Annotated in this window: 20 protein-coding genes and 1 tRNA gene; 14 read left to right on the top strand and 7 right to left on the bottom strand. The window is 56.5% G+C overall.

Going from position 1 to position 19,787, the window contains the following annotated elements; translation table 11 throughout:
• The first annotated feature begins 128 nt into the window (after positions 1–128).
• Genes ACQZ5M_RS01010 through ACQZ5M_RS01000 form a run of 3 tightly spaced genes read left to right on the top strand, consistent with a single transcriptional unit; the run spans position 129 to position 1,157 of the window.
• Positions 129–308 carry a CsbD family protein gene (locus ACQZ5M_RS01010; RefSeq protein ID WP_296016326.1) on the top strand — a complete coding sequence of 60 codons (180 nt, stop codon included), beginning with the start codon at positions 129–131 and terminating at the stop codon, positions 306–308.
• 25 nt (positions 309–333) lie between these two features.
• Positions 334–657, top strand: coding sequence for a BON domain-containing protein (locus ACQZ5M_RS01005; protein WP_296016327.1), 324 nt, complete (start codon positions 334–336; stop codon positions 655–657).
• Positions 654–1,157 (top strand): DUF992 domain-containing protein, encoded by a 504-nt coding sequence (locus ACQZ5M_RS01000; RefSeq protein ID WP_296036523.1) that lies wholly within the window; start codon positions 654–656, stop codon positions 1,155–1,157. Before ACQZ5M_RS01005 ends, ACQZ5M_RS01000 begins: the two co-directional genes overlap by 4 nt.
• A 96-nt stretch (positions 1,158–1,253) precedes the next feature.
• Here the strand turns inward: ACQZ5M_RS01000 and ACQZ5M_RS00995 are convergent, their stop codons facing one another.
• From ACQZ5M_RS00995 to poxB, 3 genes are all read right to left on the bottom strand, one after another.
• Positions 1,254–2,837, bottom strand: coding sequence for an FUSC family protein (locus tag ACQZ5M_RS00995; RefSeq protein ID WP_296080684.1), 1,584 nt, complete (start codon positions 2,835–2,837; stop codon positions 1,254–1,256).
• Positions 2,838–3,099: 262 nt separating this feature from the next.
• Complete coding sequence (locus ACQZ5M_RS00990; RefSeq protein ID WP_449078907.1) at positions 3,100–3,579, bottom strand: FUSC family protein; 480 nt, start codon at positions 3,577–3,579, stop codon at positions 3,100–3,102.
• 12 nt (positions 3,580–3,591) lie between these two features.
• Positions 3,592–5,316 carry a ubiquinone-dependent pyruvate dehydrogenase gene (gene poxB / locus ACQZ5M_RS00985; protein ID WP_449078906.1) on the bottom strand — a complete coding sequence of 575 codons (1,725 nt, stop codon included), beginning with the start codon at positions 5,314–5,316 and terminating at the stop codon, positions 3,592–3,594.
• Between the two features lie 92 nt (positions 5,317–5,408).
• Here poxB and ACQZ5M_RS00980 point away from each other — a divergent pair, with 92 nt between their 5' ends.
• Positions 5,409–5,768 carry a LysR family transcriptional regulator gene (locus ACQZ5M_RS00980; RefSeq protein ID WP_449078905.1) on the top strand — a complete coding sequence of 120 codons (360 nt, stop codon included), beginning with the start codon at positions 5,409–5,411 and terminating at the stop codon, positions 5,766–5,768.
• A gap of 155 nt (positions 5,769–5,923) precedes the next feature.
• A complete protein-coding gene (locus ACQZ5M_RS00975) occupies positions 5,924–7,027 on the top strand; it encodes a hypothetical protein (RefSeq protein ID WP_449078904.1) in 1,104 nt (367 codons plus the stop codon).
• Between the two features lie 143 nt (positions 7,028–7,170).
• Here ACQZ5M_RS00975 and ACQZ5M_RS00970 read toward each other — a convergent pair whose 3' ends face one another.
• Together ACQZ5M_RS00970 and ACQZ5M_RS00965 are read right to left on the bottom strand one after the other, a co-directional pair.
• Positions 7,171–7,410, bottom strand: a complete 240-nt coding sequence (locus tag ACQZ5M_RS00970) for a hypothetical protein (protein WP_296016336.1) — start codon at positions 7,408–7,410, stop codon at positions 7,171–7,173.
• A gap of 292 nt (positions 7,411–7,702) precedes the next feature.
• Positions 7,703–7,792: transfer RNA gene (locus tag ACQZ5M_RS00965), tRNA-Ser, on the bottom strand.
• A gap of 267 nt (positions 7,793–8,059) precedes the next feature.
• Between ACQZ5M_RS00965 and ACQZ5M_RS00960 the strand changes: the two genes are divergently transcribed.
• From ACQZ5M_RS00960 to ACQZ5M_RS00925, 8 genes are all read left to right on the top strand, one after another.
• The gene (locus tag ACQZ5M_RS00960; protein WP_296073683.1) at positions 8,060–9,115 is read left to right on the top strand and encodes a septal ring lytic transglycosylase RlpA family protein; all 1,056 of its coding nucleotides are present in this window, start codon (positions 8,060–8,062) and stop codon (positions 9,113–9,115) included.
• A 165-nt stretch (positions 9,116–9,280) separates the two neighbouring features.
• A complete protein-coding gene (locus ACQZ5M_RS00955; RefSeq protein WP_449079177.1) occupies positions 9,281–10,399 on the top strand; it encodes a D-alanyl-D-alanine carboxypeptidase family protein in 1,119 nt (372 codons plus the stop codon).
• A 73-nt stretch (positions 10,400–10,472) separates the two neighbouring features.
• Entirely contained in the window at positions 10,473–11,141 is a 669-nt protein-coding gene (gene tmk, locus ACQZ5M_RS00950; protein ID WP_296036540.1) for a dTMP kinase, read from the top strand.
• Complete coding sequence (locus ACQZ5M_RS00945; protein ID WP_449078902.1) at positions 11,138–12,163, top strand: DNA polymerase III subunit delta'; 1,026 nt, start codon at positions 11,138–11,140, stop codon at positions 12,161–12,163. The genes tmk and ACQZ5M_RS00945 overlap by 4 nt, the downstream gene beginning before the upstream one ends.
• 95 nt (positions 12,164–12,258) lie before the next feature.
• The gene (gene metG / locus ACQZ5M_RS00940; RefSeq protein WP_449078901.1) at positions 12,259–13,809 is read left to right on the top strand and encodes a methionine--tRNA ligase; all 1,551 of its coding nucleotides are present in this window, start codon (positions 12,259–12,261) and stop codon (positions 13,807–13,809) included.
• Positions 13,810–13,817: 8 nt separating this feature from the next.
• Positions 13,818–14,600, top strand: coding sequence for a TatD family hydrolase (locus ACQZ5M_RS00935; protein WP_449079176.1), 783 nt, complete (start codon positions 13,818–13,820; stop codon positions 14,598–14,600).
• A 4-nt stretch (positions 14,601–14,604) separates the two neighbouring features.
• On the top strand, positions 14,605–15,435 hold the full coding sequence (locus ACQZ5M_RS00930; RefSeq protein WP_449078900.1) for an MBL fold metallo-hydrolase: 831 nt from the start codon (positions 14,605–14,607) through the stop codon (positions 15,433–15,435).
• 18 nt (positions 15,436–15,453) lie between these two features.
• On the top strand, positions 15,454–17,235 hold the full coding sequence (locus ACQZ5M_RS00925; protein ID WP_296016349.1) for a chloride channel protein: 1,782 nt from the start codon (positions 15,454–15,456) through the stop codon (positions 17,233–17,235).
• A 198-nt stretch (positions 17,236–17,433) separates the two neighbouring features.
• On the opposite strand, the gene ACQZ5M_RS00920 is transcribed toward ACQZ5M_RS00925, so the two are convergent.
• Together ACQZ5M_RS00920 and ACQZ5M_RS00915 are read right to left on the bottom strand one after the other, a co-directional pair.
• Positions 17,434–17,997: a nucleotidyltransferase domain-containing protein gene (locus tag ACQZ5M_RS00920; protein WP_449078899.1), complete on the bottom strand. Its 564-nt coding sequence runs from the start codon at positions 17,995–17,997 to the stop codon at positions 17,434–17,436.
• A gap of 133 nt (positions 17,998–18,130) precedes the next feature.
• Entirely contained in the window at positions 18,131–18,751 is a 621-nt protein-coding gene (locus ACQZ5M_RS00915; RefSeq protein WP_449078898.1) for a TetR-like C-terminal domain-containing protein, read from the bottom strand.
• A 242-nt stretch (positions 18,752–18,993) separates the two neighbouring features.
• Between ACQZ5M_RS00915 and ACQZ5M_RS00910 the strand changes: the two genes are divergently transcribed.
• Positions 18,994–19,782 (top strand): hypothetical protein, encoded by a 789-nt coding sequence (locus ACQZ5M_RS00910; RefSeq protein WP_449078897.1) that lies wholly within the window; start codon positions 18,994–18,996, stop codon positions 19,780–19,782.
• Positions 19,783–19,787 lie beyond the last annotated feature (5 nt).

The following is a 19,787-nucleotide window of genomic DNA, read 5'->3' as shown; positions in this document are numbered from 1 at the left end:
AAGAAAGGCCAGTTTGTACCAGTTCGATTAGTAGTTTTCTCTCTGCAATAGGCGCTTTCCAGGCTCTATCTCTTCATCATGCCGCCAATGACGGCGACATAACCGATGAAAAGGAAGGAGTTCTAGAAATGGATAACAACCGCATCGAAGGCGCAGTTCGCCAAGCAAAGGGCTCGATCAAGGAAGCTGTTGGCAAGATCACCGGCAATGTCGGAATGCAGGCTGAAGGCCGCGCCGAAAAGGTCGCTGGAGAGGTCCAAAGCAAGTACGGCCAGTCCAAGGACGCCGTCAAGAAATCGTTCAAGTAAAGCCGTCGGACAGGAGTTGATCGAGATGATGATTTCATCCGACGAGGCATTGGCGCCCGCCGCAAACCCCCAGGAGTGCAGCCTTTGCGCAGCACTGCAGGCCATCATCGCCTATGCGGACGGCCAGGAAGGCAGCCGCATCTCGGTGTCCATGGAAAATGGGCGGGTGATGCTGACGGGTGAGGTGGAAACGGTCGCCTCACTCGAATGCGCGGTCTTCATCGCGGAGTGCTTTGCCTCGCGCCCAATCATCGCCGATCTCGCTATCCGACCCCAAATTCATTCGATTGCGCCGCGCCACACGGCCAGACGCAACCTATATCTCAATGATAACAGGAGTTCACTATGAAGAAGCTCATCCTCGCTACCGCCATCGCTGCCCTTGCCGTTGCGCCTATGGCATCCGCAGAGACAAAGCGCTCCCACAAGCAGATGGAGACAGCTCAGAAACAGCGTGTCGGCACTCTCTCTTGTGAAATCGACGGCGGCATCGGCCTCGTCATCGGCTCCAGCAAGGCAGTTTCCTGCGAGTTTCGTCAGCGCTCGGGCCAGGTAGAACGCTACACCGGCAAGATCGGTAAGATCGGCCTCGATGTCGGCGTTACGGGAAAGCAGTATCTGAGCTGGATCGTTTTCAACACTGCGCAGTCTCGAGTTGGTGACGGCGCGTTGAGCGGCACCTATGTCGGCGCATCGGCGTCTGCCGCGGTTGGCGTCGGTCTTGGTGCCAATGCACTGGTCGGCGGTAACGCCAAGAATTTCGCGCTGCAGCCGCTGAGCGCCCAGGCCGGCACAGGTGTAAACCTCGCTGCAGGTATCGCCAGCCTTCAGTTGAAGTCTGCCGGTTAATCCTTCGCGTTGATGAGCTAGTAACAGCGTAAAGCGCACAATATCTGTACGGGGTGGTGGGATATGCACCACCCCGTTTCTGTTGCAGTCGGCTCATCATCGCCCGCAGTGCTCCGCAAGCCGTCTGTGCCAAGCTGTAGCTGCCTCGCCAGCCAAGTTGCGCATCTCCCGTAAAGCCGAAAGATCGGCTTCGTTGAGGCGATGGCGACGGTAACGCAGCCCGCCAAGGTCATGCAGCGCAACTTCGACGTCAATGCTCGCCAAACCAGCCGCACGTTGCGCCGAACGGACCTCCAGGACCGGCCTTCCGGCTGTTACGCGTTCCAGATAAATAAGATTCGCCTCCCGGCCTTTGGCAATCAGTCGATGAAGCGGTGGGCCGAAATCGGGCCACAGAACGAGGACAGCAAGCAGCGCTGCGACACTGCCAAGGAGGTTGTCGATTACTCTCGTAACGGCAGTGCTGGCTCCAGGATGAATGATATCGGTCACGATGATGAAGAGCATTGTCAGGAAGACGACAAAGACCGAATAATTGACAGCTCTCAGAGAGATCGTCACGCTCGCGAGCAGGATCGCCAGCAGGCACAAGATCACAGGGCTCTGCGTGAAGGCGAGAACGGCCAGAGCGAGAATGCCGCCTAGCAGGGAGCCGAGTATGCGTTCAAACGATCTTGCCCATGTCACCCGCGCGCCGCCCTGTAGGCACACAATCAGCGCCATCGTTGCCCAGTAGGGATAGCCCAGTTTGAAAATGACGGCGGTGTAGTACACGCCGATAACGCCCGCAGCCTGGAGTAGACCCAGTCGTAGAGCACCCTTCACGCGGCCTTCCCAGCTCGGGAAGACCTGATCCGTTGGTGTTGCCAAAGCCTCGTCGGATTGCTCGGTTTTTTCAAGCATATTCAATGCGTTCTGTAGAGCCAATATGCAGCCGAGCATGACCTCATCGGTCAGATTTTTACTCGTCCTTTCCAGCCTCCCAATGCCCCGGCGCAAAAGAGCGGTATTTCGCTTATCGGGATGCAACGTCAGACGGACGCCAAGCAGGGCGGTGGCAAATGCGCGCGCGGTCGCCGCTCGCTCGGCTACGGGGGCGAGCTTGTGGATATAGGCATGATCCAGAGCCACCAGAGCGCCGAAGATGATCTCCATCGCGTTGAGTGCGTTGTGATATTGAGGCGCGTCCGCAGTGTGGCGTGCCAACACCGCTCTCAGCCGCTCCATCGACATACGTACCGAACGCCTGTGTTCGGCGTGATCGCTGTGCCATTGGATATCCCGATGATCTCTATCGCCGGTCCGAAGCAGATCTGTCGCCATGTCCGATAGGCGCGCAATGACAGCGCCCGTGTTTCGGTTGAGCGCCGCCGACGGATCGATCCGCCAAAACAGATTGATGAGCAGAAACGCCCAGCTTCCGCCAGCCAGGAAGTTTAACGCCTGCGCTGCCGCGGTAGACGGAGGGTGCGGAAAGCCGACAGCAACGACGGCGACGACAGCAAGCAGGGTTCCGAGCAGTCGATCCAGACAAAAAGCCGCCCCTGCCATGACGGAGAAGAAGACGAGGGCAGGGCCGATGGCAAGTGCTGCTTCCAATCCTGCCGAAGCACCCCATGAACCGATAAAGGCGATGGCGGTGCCGATCAGAACGAAAAGGCCAAGTGTTCGGCGGCGCATCGCGTGCGGGCCTGACCCATCGCAAAGGCACGTCCAAAACGCCGAAAAAACTGCCCAGCCGAATGAGGGCTGGCCTGTCATCAGCGCAAGACACAATGGCGCTCCGACAGCGAGTGCTGCACGCGCTCCTTCATCGCCGCGGAATTGCTCAGGAAGGAGCCCGACAGCTCGCAGCTCCAATCGACGGCCTGCCCGTCGAAGGGAATAGACAGCGCTTCTGTTTTTCACACGGATCTTGGCACGACGCCTTTGCAGGTCATGTTTAGCCATAGCGCACCCGAACAATCCGTTCTGAGAACGCGTGCAGCGCTGCACCGACAACGCTGCCAAACAGAACCTCCGCACCTCGATACATCCCAACTTCCCACAAAGGCGGTTGTGCTGTGCTCGTCAGGAATACGATGGGGCATGTCCACATGCAGACCTTCAGCGACGGATAGCGCCGGACAATCGTTGCCGCCAGGCCTACCGCAACGGCAATTTCGGCGACCGGTCCTGCGGCACAGTATTGTAATGCCGTGCCTACGATGACGGCAATAATGACGCCCAGCAGGGTACCGACAAACCGGCCAATGGTGGTCTTACGCGTATCGCCAAGTTTTTCCTGCCCCACAATGATACCGGACATCGCCGCCCACACGGGATGTGGAAGCCCGGAGGCTTGCGCAAGCACAAAAGACAGCGTCGCAGCCCCTGAGCACCGCAAAACGAAAGCCAGATCGCGGAAGCGAGGCTCTTTCACCGTTTTCTTCCTTTACCGCAGCAGGTTCGTGCGCGCGAGTTCGACCACCTCATCGCCTCGGCCGTTGATGATGGCTTTCAGCATATAGAGGCTAAAGCCCTTGGCTTGTTCCGCCTTGATCTTCGGTGGCATGACGAGTTCCTGTTTTGCGGTGACGACATCGACCAGCGCCGGTCCTGGATGATCGAAGGCTGAACGCAGCGCCTCGTCGACATCGGCGGAGTTTTCCACGCGTATCCCTTTGATGCCCATCGCGTTCGCCATGGCGGCAAAATTTGGATTCTCGAGATCTGTGCCGGTATCGAGATAACCGCCGGCTTTCATTTCCATCGCTACGAAGCCGAGCGAGCCGTTGTTGAAAACGACGATCTTGACCGGCAGGTTCAGTTGCGACAGCGTAATGAAATCGCCCATCATCATGGTGAAGCCGCCGTCGCCAGAAAGAGACACCACTTGCCGGTGCGGTTCTGCCGCCTGGGCGCCGATCGCTTGAAGCATGGCATTCGCCATCGAACCGTGGTTGAAGGAGCCAAGCAGGCGCCGCTTGCCATTCATACCAAGATAACGTGCCGCCCAGACGGTTGGAGTCCCGACATCCGCTGTAAAGATTGCATCTTCAGCAGCAAGTTTGCTGATCTGCTGTGCCAGATACTGCGGATGGATCGGCCTGCCAGCGGCGGAAGGTTTCGCCAGATCGTCCAGTCCTTCGCGCGCTTTGACATAGTTGGCGCGGGCGGCGTCGAGAAAATCCGTGTCAGAGCGTGGTTTCAGGAGAGGGAGCAGGGCAGCAATCGTTTCCCCAACATCGCCAACCAGCCCTTGTGTCAGCGATGCCCGCTTTCCCAGCGCGCCCGGATCACGGTCGATCTGGATAAACCGTGCCTTAGCAGGATAGAATGCACGATAGGGGAAATCAGTGCCAAGCATCACCAGCGTGTCGGCATTCTCCATCGCATGGTAGCCTGATGAAAAGCCGATAAGCCCCGTCATGCCCACATCGAAGGGATTATCCCACTCAACATGTTCCTTGCCGCGAAGTGCATGCACCACCGGCGCCTTCAACGCATCCGCCAGCGCTACGACCGAATCGTGCTGGCCAGCGCAGCCGCTGCCCGCCAGGATCGTGATAGCTTTGCTCTCGTTCAAGAGCGCCGCAAGGCGGTTGATTTCGCTTTCGTGAGGAAGGATGCGGGGAAGGGAGGCAATAGCTTGATGGGGTGCGGAAGACATCGGCGCGTCAGCAAGGGCAACATCGCCTGGAATGACAAGCACAGAAACACCATTCTGACCGATCGCCGTGTTCAACGCGCGATTGAGGACGCCGGGCATCTGTGCAGGGTTGGACACCAGCTCGACAAAGTCCGAGCATTCGCGAAACAGCTCCTGCGGATGGGTTTCCTGGAAATAGCCAAGACCGATTTCGGAAGAAGGGATATGGGCTGCAATCGCCAAAACCGGGACGTGATTGCGCTTGCAATCGAACAGCCCGTTGATCAAATGCAGATTGCCCGGGCCGCAGCTTCCGGCGCAGACGGCAAGTCGACCTGTTACGGCGGCTTCCGCGCCCGCGGCGAAAGCGGCTGTTTCCTCATGGCGCACATGCATCCACTCTATTTTTCCAAGCCGTCTCAAGCTGTCGTTCAGCCCGTTCAGGCTATCGCCTGTGACGCCCCAAATGCGCTCCACACCGATAATGGCAAGACTTTCTGCCAGCAGATCAGCGACGGTCTTGGTCATGGGATGTCTCCTTGGTTACGTCGTTGTTCTCCCCTGAAAGCTAAAGACATTCCGTTCTAGTTTCCAATATATGAAAAGAGGCTTTTTCATATATGATATTGGATGGCATCGATATTCGCAGGCTTCGCTACTTTCTCACGATTGCAGAGGAGAAGCACTTCACGCGCGCGGCAGACAAAATCGGTATTCGGCAGCCGCCCCTTAGCATCCAGATTCGCCAGCTTGAGGAAACAGTCGGTGCGCGGCTCTTCACCCGACATGCAAAAGGCGTTGAACTGACAGCTGCCGGAATTGTTTTTGAGGAGACGGCACGAGATATCGTTGCACGCTTCGAGGACGCTGTCACTCAGGTCAGACGGTCTACCGACCAATTGCCGGAAAATCGCCTCGTGCGCCTATCGCGATCGCAACCCGGAACGAGGATCATGCCAAACTTGTCACATCCTTCGTGATGAGTGCCATTCAAACCGCGCGCCGATAAATCAACAGCTTCACCTTAGGTGTGGGGACAGGCTAACGCTTTCACGAGGCTTGCAAAGGTTGTTTAGCAAAGGCGGCTCAACTATTGATGCCGGGCTTGTGATTAAAAAAACACGCGAAGGCCATCGTGACTCTTCCCGACGTAAAGCTTCCCGCACGCCCGTTGATACTGAAGCGCGGCGTTCTGTCCGTTCCTTTCGCTTACTACTTCTCGCCGCCGATCCTGCTTGCAATCGCGATCTTCATGTTTGTCGCGGAAGGGCCAGGGATTATACGGGATTACAAAATCAGCCAGAACCCGGTCGAAATCGAAAACGGCGATCTCAATGGCAGTTGCAAAACCCGCAAAGGTATCTTCACCACCTGCACGGCCAAGCTCGCTTATGACTATGAAGGCAAGCATTATATCAGCGACGTGGAGGTGATGTTCATCGACATTCACTCCGGTGATTATGAGGCCGGCCTTGTCATTTCCGGCTCCGACCCAGCCCTTGCGACGATCTCGCTCGGTCTCGATATGTTGTGGAACAGGATCATCACGCTCGCTGTCCTCACCGTACTTCTCGGCTTCGGCGGTCTCGCGCTAATGATGGCACTCGTTCGATATTTCCGCGCAAGAGCCAAGCTCGGTGAAGCTCAGCCGCTCATACTGTTGCCGGTCGCCCTGATCAATGCAACCAAAAAGCGCGGCGGCGTTCTCCTCACTTATTCCGACACGATCCGGGAGGATAAAACGAAGCGTCAGTCCTTCTCGCTTATGCGCAAGGATGAGGTCCCGCTGATTATCGGTCAGTCTGAAAAACACGATATCGCGCTTGCCACCTGGCAAAAAGACAGCCCTCTGCCCGTACTTCTGGACGACCGCCTGGAGCGGATCGAGATGACAGAAGCAGAAAGGGCGCAGGCGTTGTCTGCCTTCACGTCCGACGAAGTGTCGCCGGGTGCCCCACAGACCGACCGAGCACAGGCAAACAAAACCGTTGGCGCCTCTGCGCTGCAAGGCATTAAGGCATTCGGAATCATCATCCTGCTGATGATTGTTGGAATTGGAGGGTACTGGTTGTGGTATGTCACCGCCGCTCCATCACAGTTCACATCCCCTGCCATGGACATCAATAACCTAATGCCAGGTCCGATCAACAAATGGGGCTGTGCTCAGTTGCAGAAAAGGTTCGGAGAGCAAAATGCGCCATTCGGTTGCGCGTCGAGTGATTACACAAGCTGGAAGTAGTCGGCGCGTCTGCTAGCAATGCCGAACCCGGTTTTAGTTGCAGACTTCAAGCAAATGCAGGTTGCCATCGCGGCGACCTGCATTTGTGTAGCGGAGCTGTCACCCAAAACCTGGCTGTCTTAGGCTGCGAATGTATATGCAGTCTATCGGACGATCACGCCGTACTGTTGAACGCCACCGTAGACCGGAGGCCTATGGCGGTGGTGGTAACGGCGGTCTCGCCAATCCCGCCGGTCATAGTTGCGGTAATAACGATCTCTCTCATAGGTCCGGTAGTAGACGCCCGTCGAATAGTACCCGCCACTTCGGTAGCCACGATCGTCAACGCATCCACTCAAGATACCAACGGAAATCAGGCAAATTGCTGCACTAAAAAGCTTCATGATCTCTCTCCAATGACGCATCTTAACGTCTGCTCGTGCGCAAGGTTCCAACCGGCGTGAAGCAAGCGACCAGACATGATGAAGAAGCGATGATGGGTGTTACATCTCTGAGCCATTTCGCGGGCGACGAAGGGCTGAATGCGCTCAAAAAGAACACTCGCGAAGTCGAAACGGGCGGATTTCGGCGACCGATTTTCTATTTCTTGTAGGTGCTCATGTGAAAAGAGATCGAAGACACCGATAGTCTCGCCGCTCCGATAAACCACGATAGCTCAATGATTTTTAAGAGACATGGCGGATGGGGTGGGATTCGAACCCACGGTACGGTCTCCCGCACGCCGGTTTTCAAGACCGGTTCCTTAAACCACTCGGACACCCATCCATGCCTGTCGCGGGTTTATAAACGTTTGCGCCAGCGCGTCAATTGCCTCAAAAGCCTTATTTTCCAGTCGCCTGCACAAGCACAAAATTAACCAGCGCTTAACCATAATCATTACAATTTTACGTTCTTGGGCCGCATCGTTCGCATTTTCGCCATGTTGCGGGCAAGATTAGGCATCCGTTAAGTGCTTCGATGTCAGGGGCGTGATTATCGAGGTGTGAGAGGGGCCGTGCAGACGTTCGGCCTGAAGCAGCACGGGGCAGAGATTTGAAGTCTACCGTTACGAAGATTGGCGTCAGCGTCAAATGGGTCGGCATTGCCGTTCTCTGCGCCGCGACAGCATCATGTTCGACAACGTCGGAAACAAAAACAAAGCCGAAGCGCAGCAAGGAATATTTCGCTGAGTCGGAATATGGCGTGAAGGCGAGTCCGCGGATCGCAGAAGGTGCCAACGTCCCCAAGGGCGGCGGCAGGTTCCTCGTCGGCAATGCTTACACGGTCAAAGGTCGTCGTTACTTCCCCAAGGAAGATCCGAACTACGACAAGAGCGGCCTTGCCTCGTGGTACGGTTCGGCCTTTCACGGTCGGATGACCGCCAATGGTGAGGCTTATGACAAGGAACATCTTTCTGCGGCTCACCCGACATTCCCGCTTCCAAGTTATGCCCGCGTCACTAATCTCGACAATGGGTCCTCCGTCGTCGTGCGCGTCAATGATCGCGGACCGTTCCACGAAGGTCGCTTGATCGACGTTTCCAGCAAGACTGCCGATCTCCTCGACATGAAGGGAACCGGCACTGCCAATGTGCGCGTTCAATATGTCGGGCGCGCGCCTCTGGATGGCCACGATATGCCATTTCTCATGGCGTCCTACATTCCAAAAGGATCTCGTGCTCCGGGCGTCAATCCTGAAGGACAGATCGCAAGCGGCGTGATGGTCGCATCCGCCTCTCAACGCAACATTCCCGTTCCATCGAATCCTGCTTATGGCGGCTCGGCACAAATGGCATTGGTTGGCGCGAAGAAGAACAACGCGCTTCAGGCCATGCCGCTGGTCGAAGGTGCAGCGCCAGCGAGCTTTAGCGGGCAGGGTAACGCTCAGTTTATAGCGCTTCCGGAAGTTGGCCCGTTCATCAACGAGCGTCCTGAAGGCAACTTCCTGCGTGTCCCCGGTCCATCGCCACGATACGCTTCGGCCTATTCAGAAGCCGCGCCGGCATCCAAGGCTGCGCATGTGTTCGATGCGGTGCTCGTGGAGCGAGGCGAACTGACAGAACAGTCCATTTTGAACTATGTGAAGAACAAGCAGAACAGAGACCGTTGAGCTTTGCCTCGACGGTCCATTGGCCCATAATCGCTTCTCTTGAGACGATTTCTTTCTAGAGGAAGATCAAGGCGGCGGTAAGCAATAAGATAGGCGGCGGGCCGGCGTTCCATGGTGAAGATCATACCCAAATTTTTCCGGTATTTCAGCCTTGTCACCCTGGCAATGACTTGCGGCGTCGTGGCTGCGCAGGCACAGTCTAGCGGCCTCGTGGTAAAGGCGCAGCAGGCCTATATGATCGATGCCGAAACCGGCACTGTTTTACTGTCTCTGAACGAAAACACGCCATTTCCACCTGCCTCGCTCGCAAAGCTGATGACGGTAGAGACGGTGCTTGACGCACTGAAGGGTGGACGCGTGACGCCTGAGACGTCCTATCCCGTCTCGGAATATGCGTGGCGGACGGGGGGAGCACCTTCCAGAACCTCAACCATGTTTGCGGCACTTAAATCTTCCGTCAGCGTCAACGACCTTCTGACGGGCATCATCGTGCAAAACGCCAATGACGGCTGCATCGTTGTCGCAGAAGGCATGTCTGGTTCCGACGCAGCCTTTGCCAAGACAATGACAGAGCGCGCCAAGACACTGGGTTTGACGGGAAGCACCTTCGCAAACTCCACCGGCTTGCCGGATCCTGCGAACAAAACCACCGCGAAGGACATGGTGATGCTGGCCAAGCACATCCGTGACACTTATCCAGATCGCTACAGCCTGTTCACCAAACCGGATTTTGAGTGGAACCGGATCCTTCAACGTAACAAGAATACACTTTTGGCCCAGGATCTCGGTATTGACGGACTCGGGCTCGGCTTTGCGGAAGGCCACGGATATTCTGCCGTCATCTCAGCCGAGCGTGACGGTCGTCGTATCTATCTGACGCTCGCCGGTATGGAGGACGACAAGACTCGCCAGGAAGAGGCGCGTCGTGTGGTCGATTGGGGACTGACGGCGTTTCAGAAGCGAGAGTTGTTTCAAAAGGACGAAACGGTCGGGAGTGTGAGCGTCTATGGGGGCGCGGCATCCACCATAGACCTTGCCGTACATGAAACGGTAGGCATCCTCGTGCCGCTCAACAATCCCGACAGGCTGTCTGGCCGCATCGTGTATAAATGGCCGCTCAACGCGCCGCTGGACGCGGGCTACAACGCCGCGACTCTGAGGATTTTCTCCGGCGAACGATTGCTGCGTGAGGTGCCGCTCTATACCACTGCCCCGGTTGCCGAGGGTACATTAAGCCAGAATGCGGCAGGCGCCTTGAAGGAATTATTGTTTTTCTGGCTGTGAGATATGGCGCGGTTTCGCCCATGATCGATATCGTCTAATAAGAAGCAACAGCCGAGATTATCAGGAAGAGACATTGCCCCAAAAAGGACTGTTCATAAGCTTTGAAGGCGGCGAGGGCGCTGGTAAGTCCACGCAGATCCGTATCCTGGCGGAAACGCTGCGCAGCCGCGGCTTTGAAGTCGTCGTGACGCGCGAACCCGGCGGTTCTGCGGGGGCAGAAGCGATCCGCCACGTGCTTCTCTCAGGTGCGGCAGAGTCTTTTGGCGTGCGTATGGAGGCCATGCTGTTTGCCGCCGCGCGCAACGACCATGTGGAGGAAGTTATCCGTCCGGCGCTCGAAAGTGGCACTGTCGTTCTGTGCGATCGATTTCTCGATTCCTCTCGTGTCTACCAGGGAACGACGGGAAATCTGGAGCCGGATTTCATCGAGACGCTACAGCGCATTGCCGTGGATGGCACCATGCCCGACCTGACGCTGATCTTCGATATTCCAGCGGTGGACGGTCTTGCGCGGGCGCGCAAGCGTGCCGATAGCGGGGAGGCGCCTGACCGCTTCGAAAAGGAAGAGTTGGAAACGCATGAGAAACGCCGCGAAGCCTATCTCGACATCGCGCTGAACGAGCCGCGTCGTTGCCGCATCGTGGATGCAAAGCAGCCCCAGGACAAAGTGACGGAAGACGTTCTGTCCATGGTTGAGCCTCTGCTCGAGCGCTTCAAGAGCCTCGCGGATGTGACGCCATGAGCGAAACGCCGGGCGTTCTCGATGGGGCGATCGCGCCGCCGGACAATACACGTCTGTTCGGCCATGACGAGGCGGAAGCGTTTCTGGCGCAGTCCTATCGGTCCGGCAAAGGCCATCACGCCATTCTAATCGAAGGACCAGAAGGGATAGGCAAGGCAACGCTGGCGTTTCGTTTTGCCAATCATGTTCTATCCCATCCCGATCCAGTCGAGGCGCCCGACCACATAGCCGATCCGGATCCTTCATCGGTCGTCAGCCGCCAGACTTCCTCCGGTGCATCACATAATCTCCTGCACCTGACGCGGCCAGTCGATGACAAGACGGGACGCGTGAAGTCGGCGATTACCGTGGATGAGGTGAGGCGGGCAGGGCACTTCTTCTCGCAAACGTCCGGAACCGGGAATTGGCGTATCGTCATCATCGATCCGGCGGACGATCTTAATCGCAATGCCGCCAACGCCATACTCAAAATTCTCGAGGAACCGCCGAAGCGGGCTATGTTCCTGGTCCTATCACATGCCCCGGGTAAGCTTTTGCCGACTATCCGTTCGCGCTGCATGCCGTTGCGGCTTTTGCCGCTGGACGATAGTGCCATGGGAGATGCGCTTGATCATCTTGGGCTCAATATCTCAGGTGAGAAGCGGGAAGCGCTGCTGCAAGCTTCCAAGGGAAGCGTAGCGCAGGCGTTGAAGCTCATCAATTATGGCGGTTCCGATATCGTTGACGTCTTCACTGCGGCGATGAGTGCGGAAGGGCCTTCGGCGCGCAAGCAAATGCACAAGTTGGCGGATGTTTTAGCGCAAAAAGATGGCGATATCATCCTCGGCTTTTTCATGGAGCACGCTACCGAAGAGTTGATGCAACGCGCCAAGGCAGCCGCCCTTGCGGGAGACCTGAAAGGCGCGGAGCGTCGCGCGCGACTGTCGTCGTCCCTCTCCGAGCGTATCGCTATTGCTCAAGCTTACAATCTCGACAAAAAGCAGATGGTCCTGTCCATTCTGGAAGACATGCGCTCGGTCTGATCCGCATAAAATCCACGGCTTTTGCTTTCGCTTGTGCGAACAATAGGCTAAAGCGGTCTATCTCAAAAATCAGACCGTAAAGCCGATCGAGCGTCATGACAGACAAGACCCCATTTTACATCACCACAGCGATCTCCTATCCAAACGGCAAGCCGCATATCGGCCATGCCTACGAGCTGATCGCGACGGATGCCATGGCGCGTTTTCAGCGTCTGGATGGACGGGATGTGTTCTTTCTGACCGGCACTGACGAGCACGGCCAGAAGATGCAGCAGACGGCGCGTGCGGAAGGTATTTCGCCGGAAGAATTGGCGCAGCGCAACTCCGACCAGTTCCGCGAGATGGGCAAGCTGTTGAATGCCTCGAATAACGATTTCATCCGCACGACGGAAGAGCGCCATCACGAGACATCGCGCAACATCTGGAACCTGATGTCGAAGGCTGGTGACATCTATAAGGACAGCTATGCCGGATGGTACTCCGTCCGCGACGAGGCTTATTACGCCGAAGACGAGACCGAACTGCGTGCAGATGGCGTACGTTACGGACCGCAGGGTACACCGGTGGAATGGGTGGAGGAAGAGAGCTACTTCTTCAAGCTATCTGAATATCAGGACAGGCTGCTCAAACATTACGAAGATAACCCCGATTTCATCGGTCCAGCCGAACGGCGAAACGAGATCATCTCCTTCGTCAAATCAGGCCTGAAGGATCTTTCCGTTTCGCGCACGACTTTCGACTGGGGCATCAAGGTTCCGGACGATCCGAAGCATGTGATGTATGTTTGGGTGGACGCGCTCACTAACTACATCACCGCGACCGGCTATATCGAAGACAAACAAGGCCCACGGGCCAAATACTGGCCGGCTGACGTCCATATTATTGGCAAGGACATCATTCGCTTCCACGCCGTATATTGGCCCGCCTTTTTGATGAGCGCCGGCTTGCCGCTGCCAAAGCGCGTCTACGCCCACGGCTTCCTGCTCAACAAGGGCGAGAAGATGTCGAAGTCGCTTGGTAACGTGGTCGATCCGGTCAATCTGGTGAATCATTTCGGCCTTGATCAAGTCCGCTATTTCTTCCTTCGCGAAGTCTCCTTCGGCCAGGATGGAAGCTACAGCGAGGAGGGGATTGCGACACGCATCAACGCGGACCTTGCAAATGGTATCGGCAATCTCGCCAGCCGTTCGCTCTCCATGATTGTCAAGAATTGCGATGGTCAGATCCCTACACCCGGCACCTTCTCAGATGAAGACAAGGCGATGCTGGCGGCGGCTGACGCGCTTCTCGCAACCTGCCGCGATGAGATGAGCAAGCAGATGATTCACAAGGCGCTCGCCTCGATAATCGCTATGGTATCAGAAACGGACCGCTATTTCGCCGGTCAGGAGCCGTGGGCGCTGAAGAAGACCGATCCGCAGCGCATGGGGACCGTCCTTTATGTCACGGCGGAAGTCGTGCGCCAGATCGGTATCCTGCTTCAGCCGTTCATGCCGGCATCGTGCGAAAAGCTTCTCGATCTGGTCGCCGCTCCTTTAGACAAGCGGGATTTTGCGGCACTCGGAGAGGCTGGTCGTCTCGTGCCCGGCACACCGCTTGAAGCGCCAAAGCCGGTTTTCCCGCGTTACGTAGCGCCGGAGGCGTGAAGACCAGAATGCTGATCGATACCCATTGCCATCTGGACTTTGCCGATTTCGACGCTGAGCGCGACGATATCATCAAACGCGCCCACTCATCCGGCGTCGCCCAGATGGTGACGATCTCGACCCGCGTCCGGCGTCTGCCAGAGCTGTTAAAGATTGTCGACGCATACCCATCCGTCTTCTGCTCCGTCGGCACGCATCCGAACAACGCCGATGAGGAATTGGATATCTCCGCTGACGAACTCGTACGGCTTGCCAACGGCCATGACAAGATCGTGGCGATCGGCGAGGCGGGGCTGGATTATTTCTACGACACGCAAAAGCCGGAAGACCAGAAAACGGGGCTTCGGCGTCACATCGAAGCAGCACGCATCACCCAGCTTCCGCTCGTCATTCACAGCCGCAGCGCCGATGACGATATGATTGCTATGCTGCGCGAAGAAAGCGGGAAGGGCGCGTTCCCGTTTATTCTGCACTGTTTCTCTGCGGGACCGGAACTTGCGAAGGCAGGTGTCGAACTTGGCGGTTATGTTTCGTTCTCGGGCATTCTCACCTTTCCGAAATCGCAAGATATCCGCGACATCGCCGCGGCCATTCCGCTCGACCGCCTGTTGGTGGAAACGGACGCGCCCTATCTTGCACCAAAACGCTGGCGCGGAAAGCGCAACGAACCGTCCTATGTCGTCAATACGGCTGAAGTTCTGGCGGACGTTCACGGTCTGCCCTACGAGACGATGGCGGAGATCACTACGGACAATGCGTTCCGCTGCTTTTCGAAAATGACGAGAGTCTGATCCTTTGGCACTCTATCGGCGTCGCTTCACCATACTCGGCTGCTCCTCGTCTCCTGGCGTTCCCCGAATCAATGGAGACTGGGGGGCGTGCGACCCGACCAATCCAAAAAACAGACGCACCCGCGCGGCATTTCTCATCGAGCAGATTTCCCCGGATGGCGGTGTTACCACCGTCGTTGTCGATACCGGTCCGGATTTTCGCGAGCAAATGATTGCGGCGGGCGTCAAAGCGATCGATGCCGTCATCTATACTCACCACCACGCCGATCACCTGCATGGAATCGATGATCTGCGCGGCTACTTCATCACCTCTGGCAGCCGGATACCGATCTATGCCGAGCCGGATACGATGCAGCGCATCCGCGATGGTTTTCCATACTGCCTGGAAACGCCGGCCGGGAGCAATTATCCGCCGATCGTCAAACCCAATCTGATCGAAGACCTGGATCAGGACATCGTTATTGAAGGCGAGGGCGGCCCGCTGCGTATCAGGCCGCATTTGCAGCAACATGGCGATATCGTTTCGCTCGGCTTTCGCGTCGGTGACGTTGCCTACTGCACCGATGTCAGTGATTTTCCACCAGAATCCGTCGAAAAGCTCCAAAATCTGGACACGATCGTCATCGATACGTTGCAGTATCGCTATCACCCAAGTCACCTGTCGCTCGAGCAGTCGCTCGGCTGGATTGAGACGTTTGGCGCCAAACACGCGATATTGACACATATGCACACGCCATTGGACTATGAGACCGTCTTGCGGGAAACGCCGGACCATGTCGAACCCGGCTACGATCAGATGCGTTTCGAGGTCGAACTGACGCAAGAGCGCCTGTAGCTGCAATAGAGGAATGCAATGTCGATCAAGCCCTTCCGCGCCCCCAGCATGGCGAGCTTTTTCGACAATATACGCAGCGGACGTCTGCGCGCGCTCTTTCGTCGTGGCGAGCTCGCCCTCGTGGTTCTTGCAATCCTTGTTGGTGCAGTGGCCGGCGTTCTTGTTTCTCTGATCGGGGCGCTCAGCACGGCACTGCATGTGCTTGTCTTCGGCGTCGAAAGGCTTAGCAGCAGCGATCTCTCTGGCTGGATCGTCATGGCTGGACCTGTCATTGGAGGCGCGGTACTTGGCCTCATACTCTTCATCCTATCCCGAACCCGCAAGAAACCGATGGTCGACCCGATTGAGGCCAACGCACTCCATGGCGGGCGACTGTCATTGACGGACAGCATCATCGTCTGCGTGCAAAACATCGTATCAAATGGCTTTGGTGCGTCGGTTGGACTTGAAGCGGGCTACACCCAGGTTGCCAGCGGCGTCGCATCCAAGCTTGGCCTGAACCTGAAACTCAGGCGAGGGGACATGCGTATCCTCGTTGGATGCGGGGCCGCTGGCGCGATTGCCGCCGCGTTCAACGCGCCTTTGACGGGAGCGTTCTATGCCATCGAACTGATCATCGGTACCTACACGATCGTCACACTTGCGCCGCTGATCGTGTCGGCGCTGGTTGCAAACATTGTGGCAGGCCTAATATCTCATCACGGCATCAACATCGATGTTGTCGGCTCAAGTTCAGTGACGCCTCCCGATTATGTGCCGGCGATCTTCCTGGGCGTCGTTTGCGCTGGCATCGGCATCGTTCTCATGCAGGCGGTATCCTTTATCGAGGAGACAGCGCGCAAAAGCGCAATACCGCTATGGCTTCGCCCCACACTGGGAGGGCTCGTGGTCGGGGCGTTGGCGCTGATCTCGCCACAGGTGCTTTCCAGTGGTCACGGCGCTCTGCATCTCAATCTCGACGCGAATATCACCCTTATGGGACTTGTTGGACTTTTCCTGCTGAAAGCCACTGCCAGTGCCGTCTCTATCGGCTCCAGTTTCCGCGGCGGCCTGTTCTTCGCGTCTCTTTTTATGGGCTCGCTGCTTGGCAAAATCTTTGCCGTTTGTGCGCCCTTCATCGGCTACGGCGCCACGCAGCCGGTCGTCTACGCTGTCATCGGCATGAGCGCCTTTGCCGCTGCCATTATCGGTGGCCCCTTGACCATGACGTTTCTGGCGCTCGAACTGACAGGCGACTTTCAGATCACAGCGCTGGTTCTTGCCGCAGTCATCACCACATCACTCGTCGTTCGCACCACCTTCGGCTATTCCTTTGCCACATGGCGTTTTCATCTGCGCGGTGAAAGCATCCGCAGCGCCCATGACATAGGCTGGATTCGCGATTTGACCGTCGGAAAAATGATGCGTGCGGATATCCGAAAAGCCAATCTCAGCATGGGACTTGAAGCTTTCAAGGAGAATTTTCCGCTTGGGTCCACGCAGCGTGTCATCATGACAGATGATGATGGGCGTTACGTCGGGATCGTGCTGGTACCGGAACTCTACGCCGACCCGATGGAACGCGACGCTTCAGAGATCGGCCTCGAATCCTATCTGCACTACAAGAACAATGTACTGCTGCCGACGATGAACGCGCGCCAGGCTGCAGCGGCTTTCGACGATACCGAAAGCGAAGCGCTGGCTGTCGTCAACGACAAGGTAGAAAACCGGCCGGTAGGCCTGCTGACTGAAAGCCATACGCTGAGGCGCTACAGCGAAGAATTGGAGATGCGACGCCGTGAGGCATCTGGCGAGATTTGAGTGGTTGAGGCAGCGCAACGCCTAAACGCACCGGCTTCCCATCACTATAAGTTCCATAATCTATATTATGCGATCATTGGGTATTGAGTGGATCCGACAGGCAGCGTCTCTCAGCACCTCGCCCCTGGCTCTGGCGCTTGTTATTCGCACCGACACCTTGCCGAGCCGCGCCCTACTTTGCCAAAACGACCGAATTAGTCACCCGGTCCCTTCCAAGATCGTGATCTGCGGGCTCGCCATTATTGATCTGACGACGCGATCTCCTTGAGCCGTGTTCCATTCCTCGTCGGTATAGAGATTTAGATCTATTCGTCTTCCAAGCGCTTTCTCCAAGCGTTCGAGAACTTCGCCCAAATCGAGGACGTCCACGCTTCCGACAAGCATGAGATCGACGTCGCTCTGCGGTTTGTCAGTCCCTTGTGCGATCGAACCAAAAACGAATGCTTGGCTGATATATTCGTGGTACTTCGAGAGTTCTTTAGCGATGACAGAGGCAAGTCCGAAGGTCTTGAGGCAGATCGAGCGAAGTTCGGAGTAGATCGGATTTTGCCTGTTTGCCGAATATAAGCGTTGGTTTCCGCGTGCCGTCTTTGTGACGACCCCAGAGTTCTCGAACTGGTCAAGGATTCGCTTCCCGGCGCCCTGTCCCGGTCCACCGATCGCGATAAGCTCGTTGGACCCATATTGGCGGTCTGGATGGAGAAGCAACGCGCTCAACATCCTCTGTTTCCGTTCTGAAAGTAGGAAATCGACGATCGACACTTCGCACCTAAACTTGGTTCGATTGCACCTGAAATTGGTGCACACGGTTTAGACGTTCAGTCCATTTTCGGCAAGCCGGATACTTGCCGACGATAGCGCCTTCCCGTCTATGCTCCGGTTTGTGGTGGACGCCCTACTCCAGCTTCGACAATCGGAGCCCTGCATAGCCGGCAGCGATTGCGTTCACGAACGAATGCAGTTGATCATCCACCGCATCGTCGAGGCTGTACGCTGGCCTGCTGCGGTGATTAAGCGAGACAATGGCGTGCAAGGCTGTGAACACGGTCTTTGCAGTAGCGTTGATCGTGTCATTGTCGACATCTGTCATTATCTGTGCGAGCGGCGTCTCTATATGAGATACCAACGAGCGGAACCCAGTCTCTAGAGCTGGATGCGGTGCTTCCGTTCTTGGCATGGGAGCGAACAGAGCCGCGCATCGTTCAGGATGGCTCCGCGCGAAGACGAGGAAGGAGTTGGCGAACGCGGAGAGCTTCTCGACGGCTGGTATCGAATCCTGATCGGCTGCGTCACGACTAAATGCATCGTTCAGCTCTTTCAACGTCATCGAGTTTGCGGCATTTATGATCTCGTCCAAATCCTCGTACATTGTGTAGAGCCAGCCAGCAGTCTTTCTCATGCCCTTGGCGACAGATCGAGCGGAAACGTTTGCGAGGCCCACCTCTGCGATCTGAGATGAGCAGACTTCGGCGATCTTTCGCTTGATCGAGGCTCTTTCGTCTATGCTGTACGTCATCTGGCGTCCGGATCTTTTGCCCTTTCTGCCACATGGCTGTGAACGATTGGTTATCTGCCTCGACATGAGACAAGCGTCGGGCGCCTGTTTCCCGCTTTGTCACCAACGCTCCGAAGTAGACGTCGTTTCGCTTCTTCGAAATCCGTTCTTCCTTGCAACGTTCCAAGCAAGAGTTGGGCTTTCGGGCGGCGAGCCAAACCACCTCGCCTCTGTTGCCCAATTTAGCGCAAGGAGCATTTAGCGTGAACGCTAACCTAAAAAATTTCGAAGCAACGTTCCTTGCCCACGGTACGGAGAGAAACCTGATCGTGAGGGCGGACAATCTCGATCAGGCTTTGAAGGCGGCTCGGATCAAGCTGAATATGCGGAACTTAGCGGACTGTGAGATCATAGGACTCAGGCGTCAGGGTCCTGCGCATACAGCAGTATTCGATCAGGATGTCGATATCTCAGATCCTTTTGCAGTGCTTTTCCAAGTCGCGATCGCCATTCAGGCAGATCTCTCGCTCACCCTCGACGGGAAGACGCCCGAATCCATCGCCTTCTTCCTGGCGGCGAGGTGTTTTGAAGACCACGGCCACCAGCTCCCTGAAGCAATCTCGAAGGAAGCGTTGAGGCTTGAAAATGCCGTGAGATGGCATTCGCGAATTGGCTATGAAGACGGTCGTCCGCCGCTTGACCCGATCCAGAGCATAACGGATATCGCCTACGAGCTGTGCGAAGAATGGCTAACGAACGGTAAGCGAGCACTTACTTGGGAAGAAGAGAATGCCCTATCGCATGGTCACGATATCTCAATCGACTACGACGAGGGCGTTGATTTCAGCGCAAACTCCATCGCCTATGTATATCTCTTGGTGGTGGGTGCATACAAGCTCGGCGAGGGCGAGAATGATTACCTAGTGCACTGCGCGGAACGTATCGTGGCTCGTTTTATGGCAGCGAATCCGTCCGCTTCAGAGGTGATATCCAACAGTTTTAGGCAAGACGAGCCCACTCCAACTTGGGCTGGCGTTCCAACGAACTGGTGACGTAG

It is taken from the genome of Rhizobium sp. 22-785-1 (assembly GCF_053521965.1).
Note: the sequence above shows the minus strand (reverse complement) of the source record. Positions and strands in the feature narration are given on the sequence as shown.

Excerpts from the sequence above, each read along its gene's own strand:
- ACQZ5M_RS00945 (WP_449078902.1), top strand. The coding sequence starts at position 11,138 with ATGAGCGAAACGCCGGGCGTTCTCGATGGGGCGATCGCGCCGCCGGAC.
- metG (WP_449078901.1), top strand. The coding sequence starts at position 12,259 with ATGACAGACAAGACCCCATTTTACATCACCACAGCGATCTCCTATCCA.
- ACQZ5M_RS00970 (WP_296016336.1), bottom strand. The coding sequence starts at position 7,410 with ATGAAGCTTTTTAGTGCAGCAATTTGCCTGATTTCCGTTGGTATCTTG.
- ACQZ5M_RS01000 (WP_296036523.1), top strand. The coding sequence starts at position 654 with ATGAAGAAGCTCATCCTCGCTACCGCCATCGCTGCCCTTGCCGTTGCG.
- ACQZ5M_RS01005 (WP_296016327.1), top strand. The coding sequence starts at position 334 with ATGATGATTTCATCCGACGAGGCATTGGCGCCCGCCGCAAACCCCCAG.
- ACQZ5M_RS00925 (WP_296016349.1), top strand. The coding sequence starts at position 15,454 with ATGTCGATCAAGCCCTTCCGCGCCCCCAGCATGGCGAGCTTTTTCGAC.
- ACQZ5M_RS00935 (WP_449079176.1), top strand. The coding sequence starts at position 13,818 with ATGCTGATCGATACCCATTGCCATCTGGACTTTGCCGATTTCGACGCT.
- ACQZ5M_RS00980 (WP_449078905.1), top strand. The coding sequence starts at position 5,409 with ATGATATTGGATGGCATCGATATTCGCAGGCTTCGCTACTTTCTCACG.
- ACQZ5M_RS00955 (WP_449079177.1), top strand. The coding sequence starts at position 9,281 with ATGACTTGCGGCGTCGTGGCTGCGCAGGCACAGTCTAGCGGCCTCGTG.
- poxB (WP_449078906.1), bottom strand. The coding sequence starts at position 5,316 with ATGACCAAGACCGTCGCTGATCTGCTGGCAGAAAGTCTTGCCATTATC.
- ACQZ5M_RS00915 (WP_449078898.1), bottom strand. The coding sequence starts at position 18,751 with ATGACGTACAGCATAGACGAAAGAGCCTCGATCAAGCGAAAGATCGCC.
- ACQZ5M_RS00995 (WP_296080684.1), bottom strand. The coding sequence starts at position 2,837 with ATGCGCCGCCGAACACTTGGCCTTTTCGTTCTGATCGGCACCGCCATC.
- ACQZ5M_RS01010 (WP_296016326.1), top strand. The coding sequence starts at position 129 with ATGGATAACAACCGCATCGAAGGCGCAGTTCGCCAAGCAAAGGGCTCG.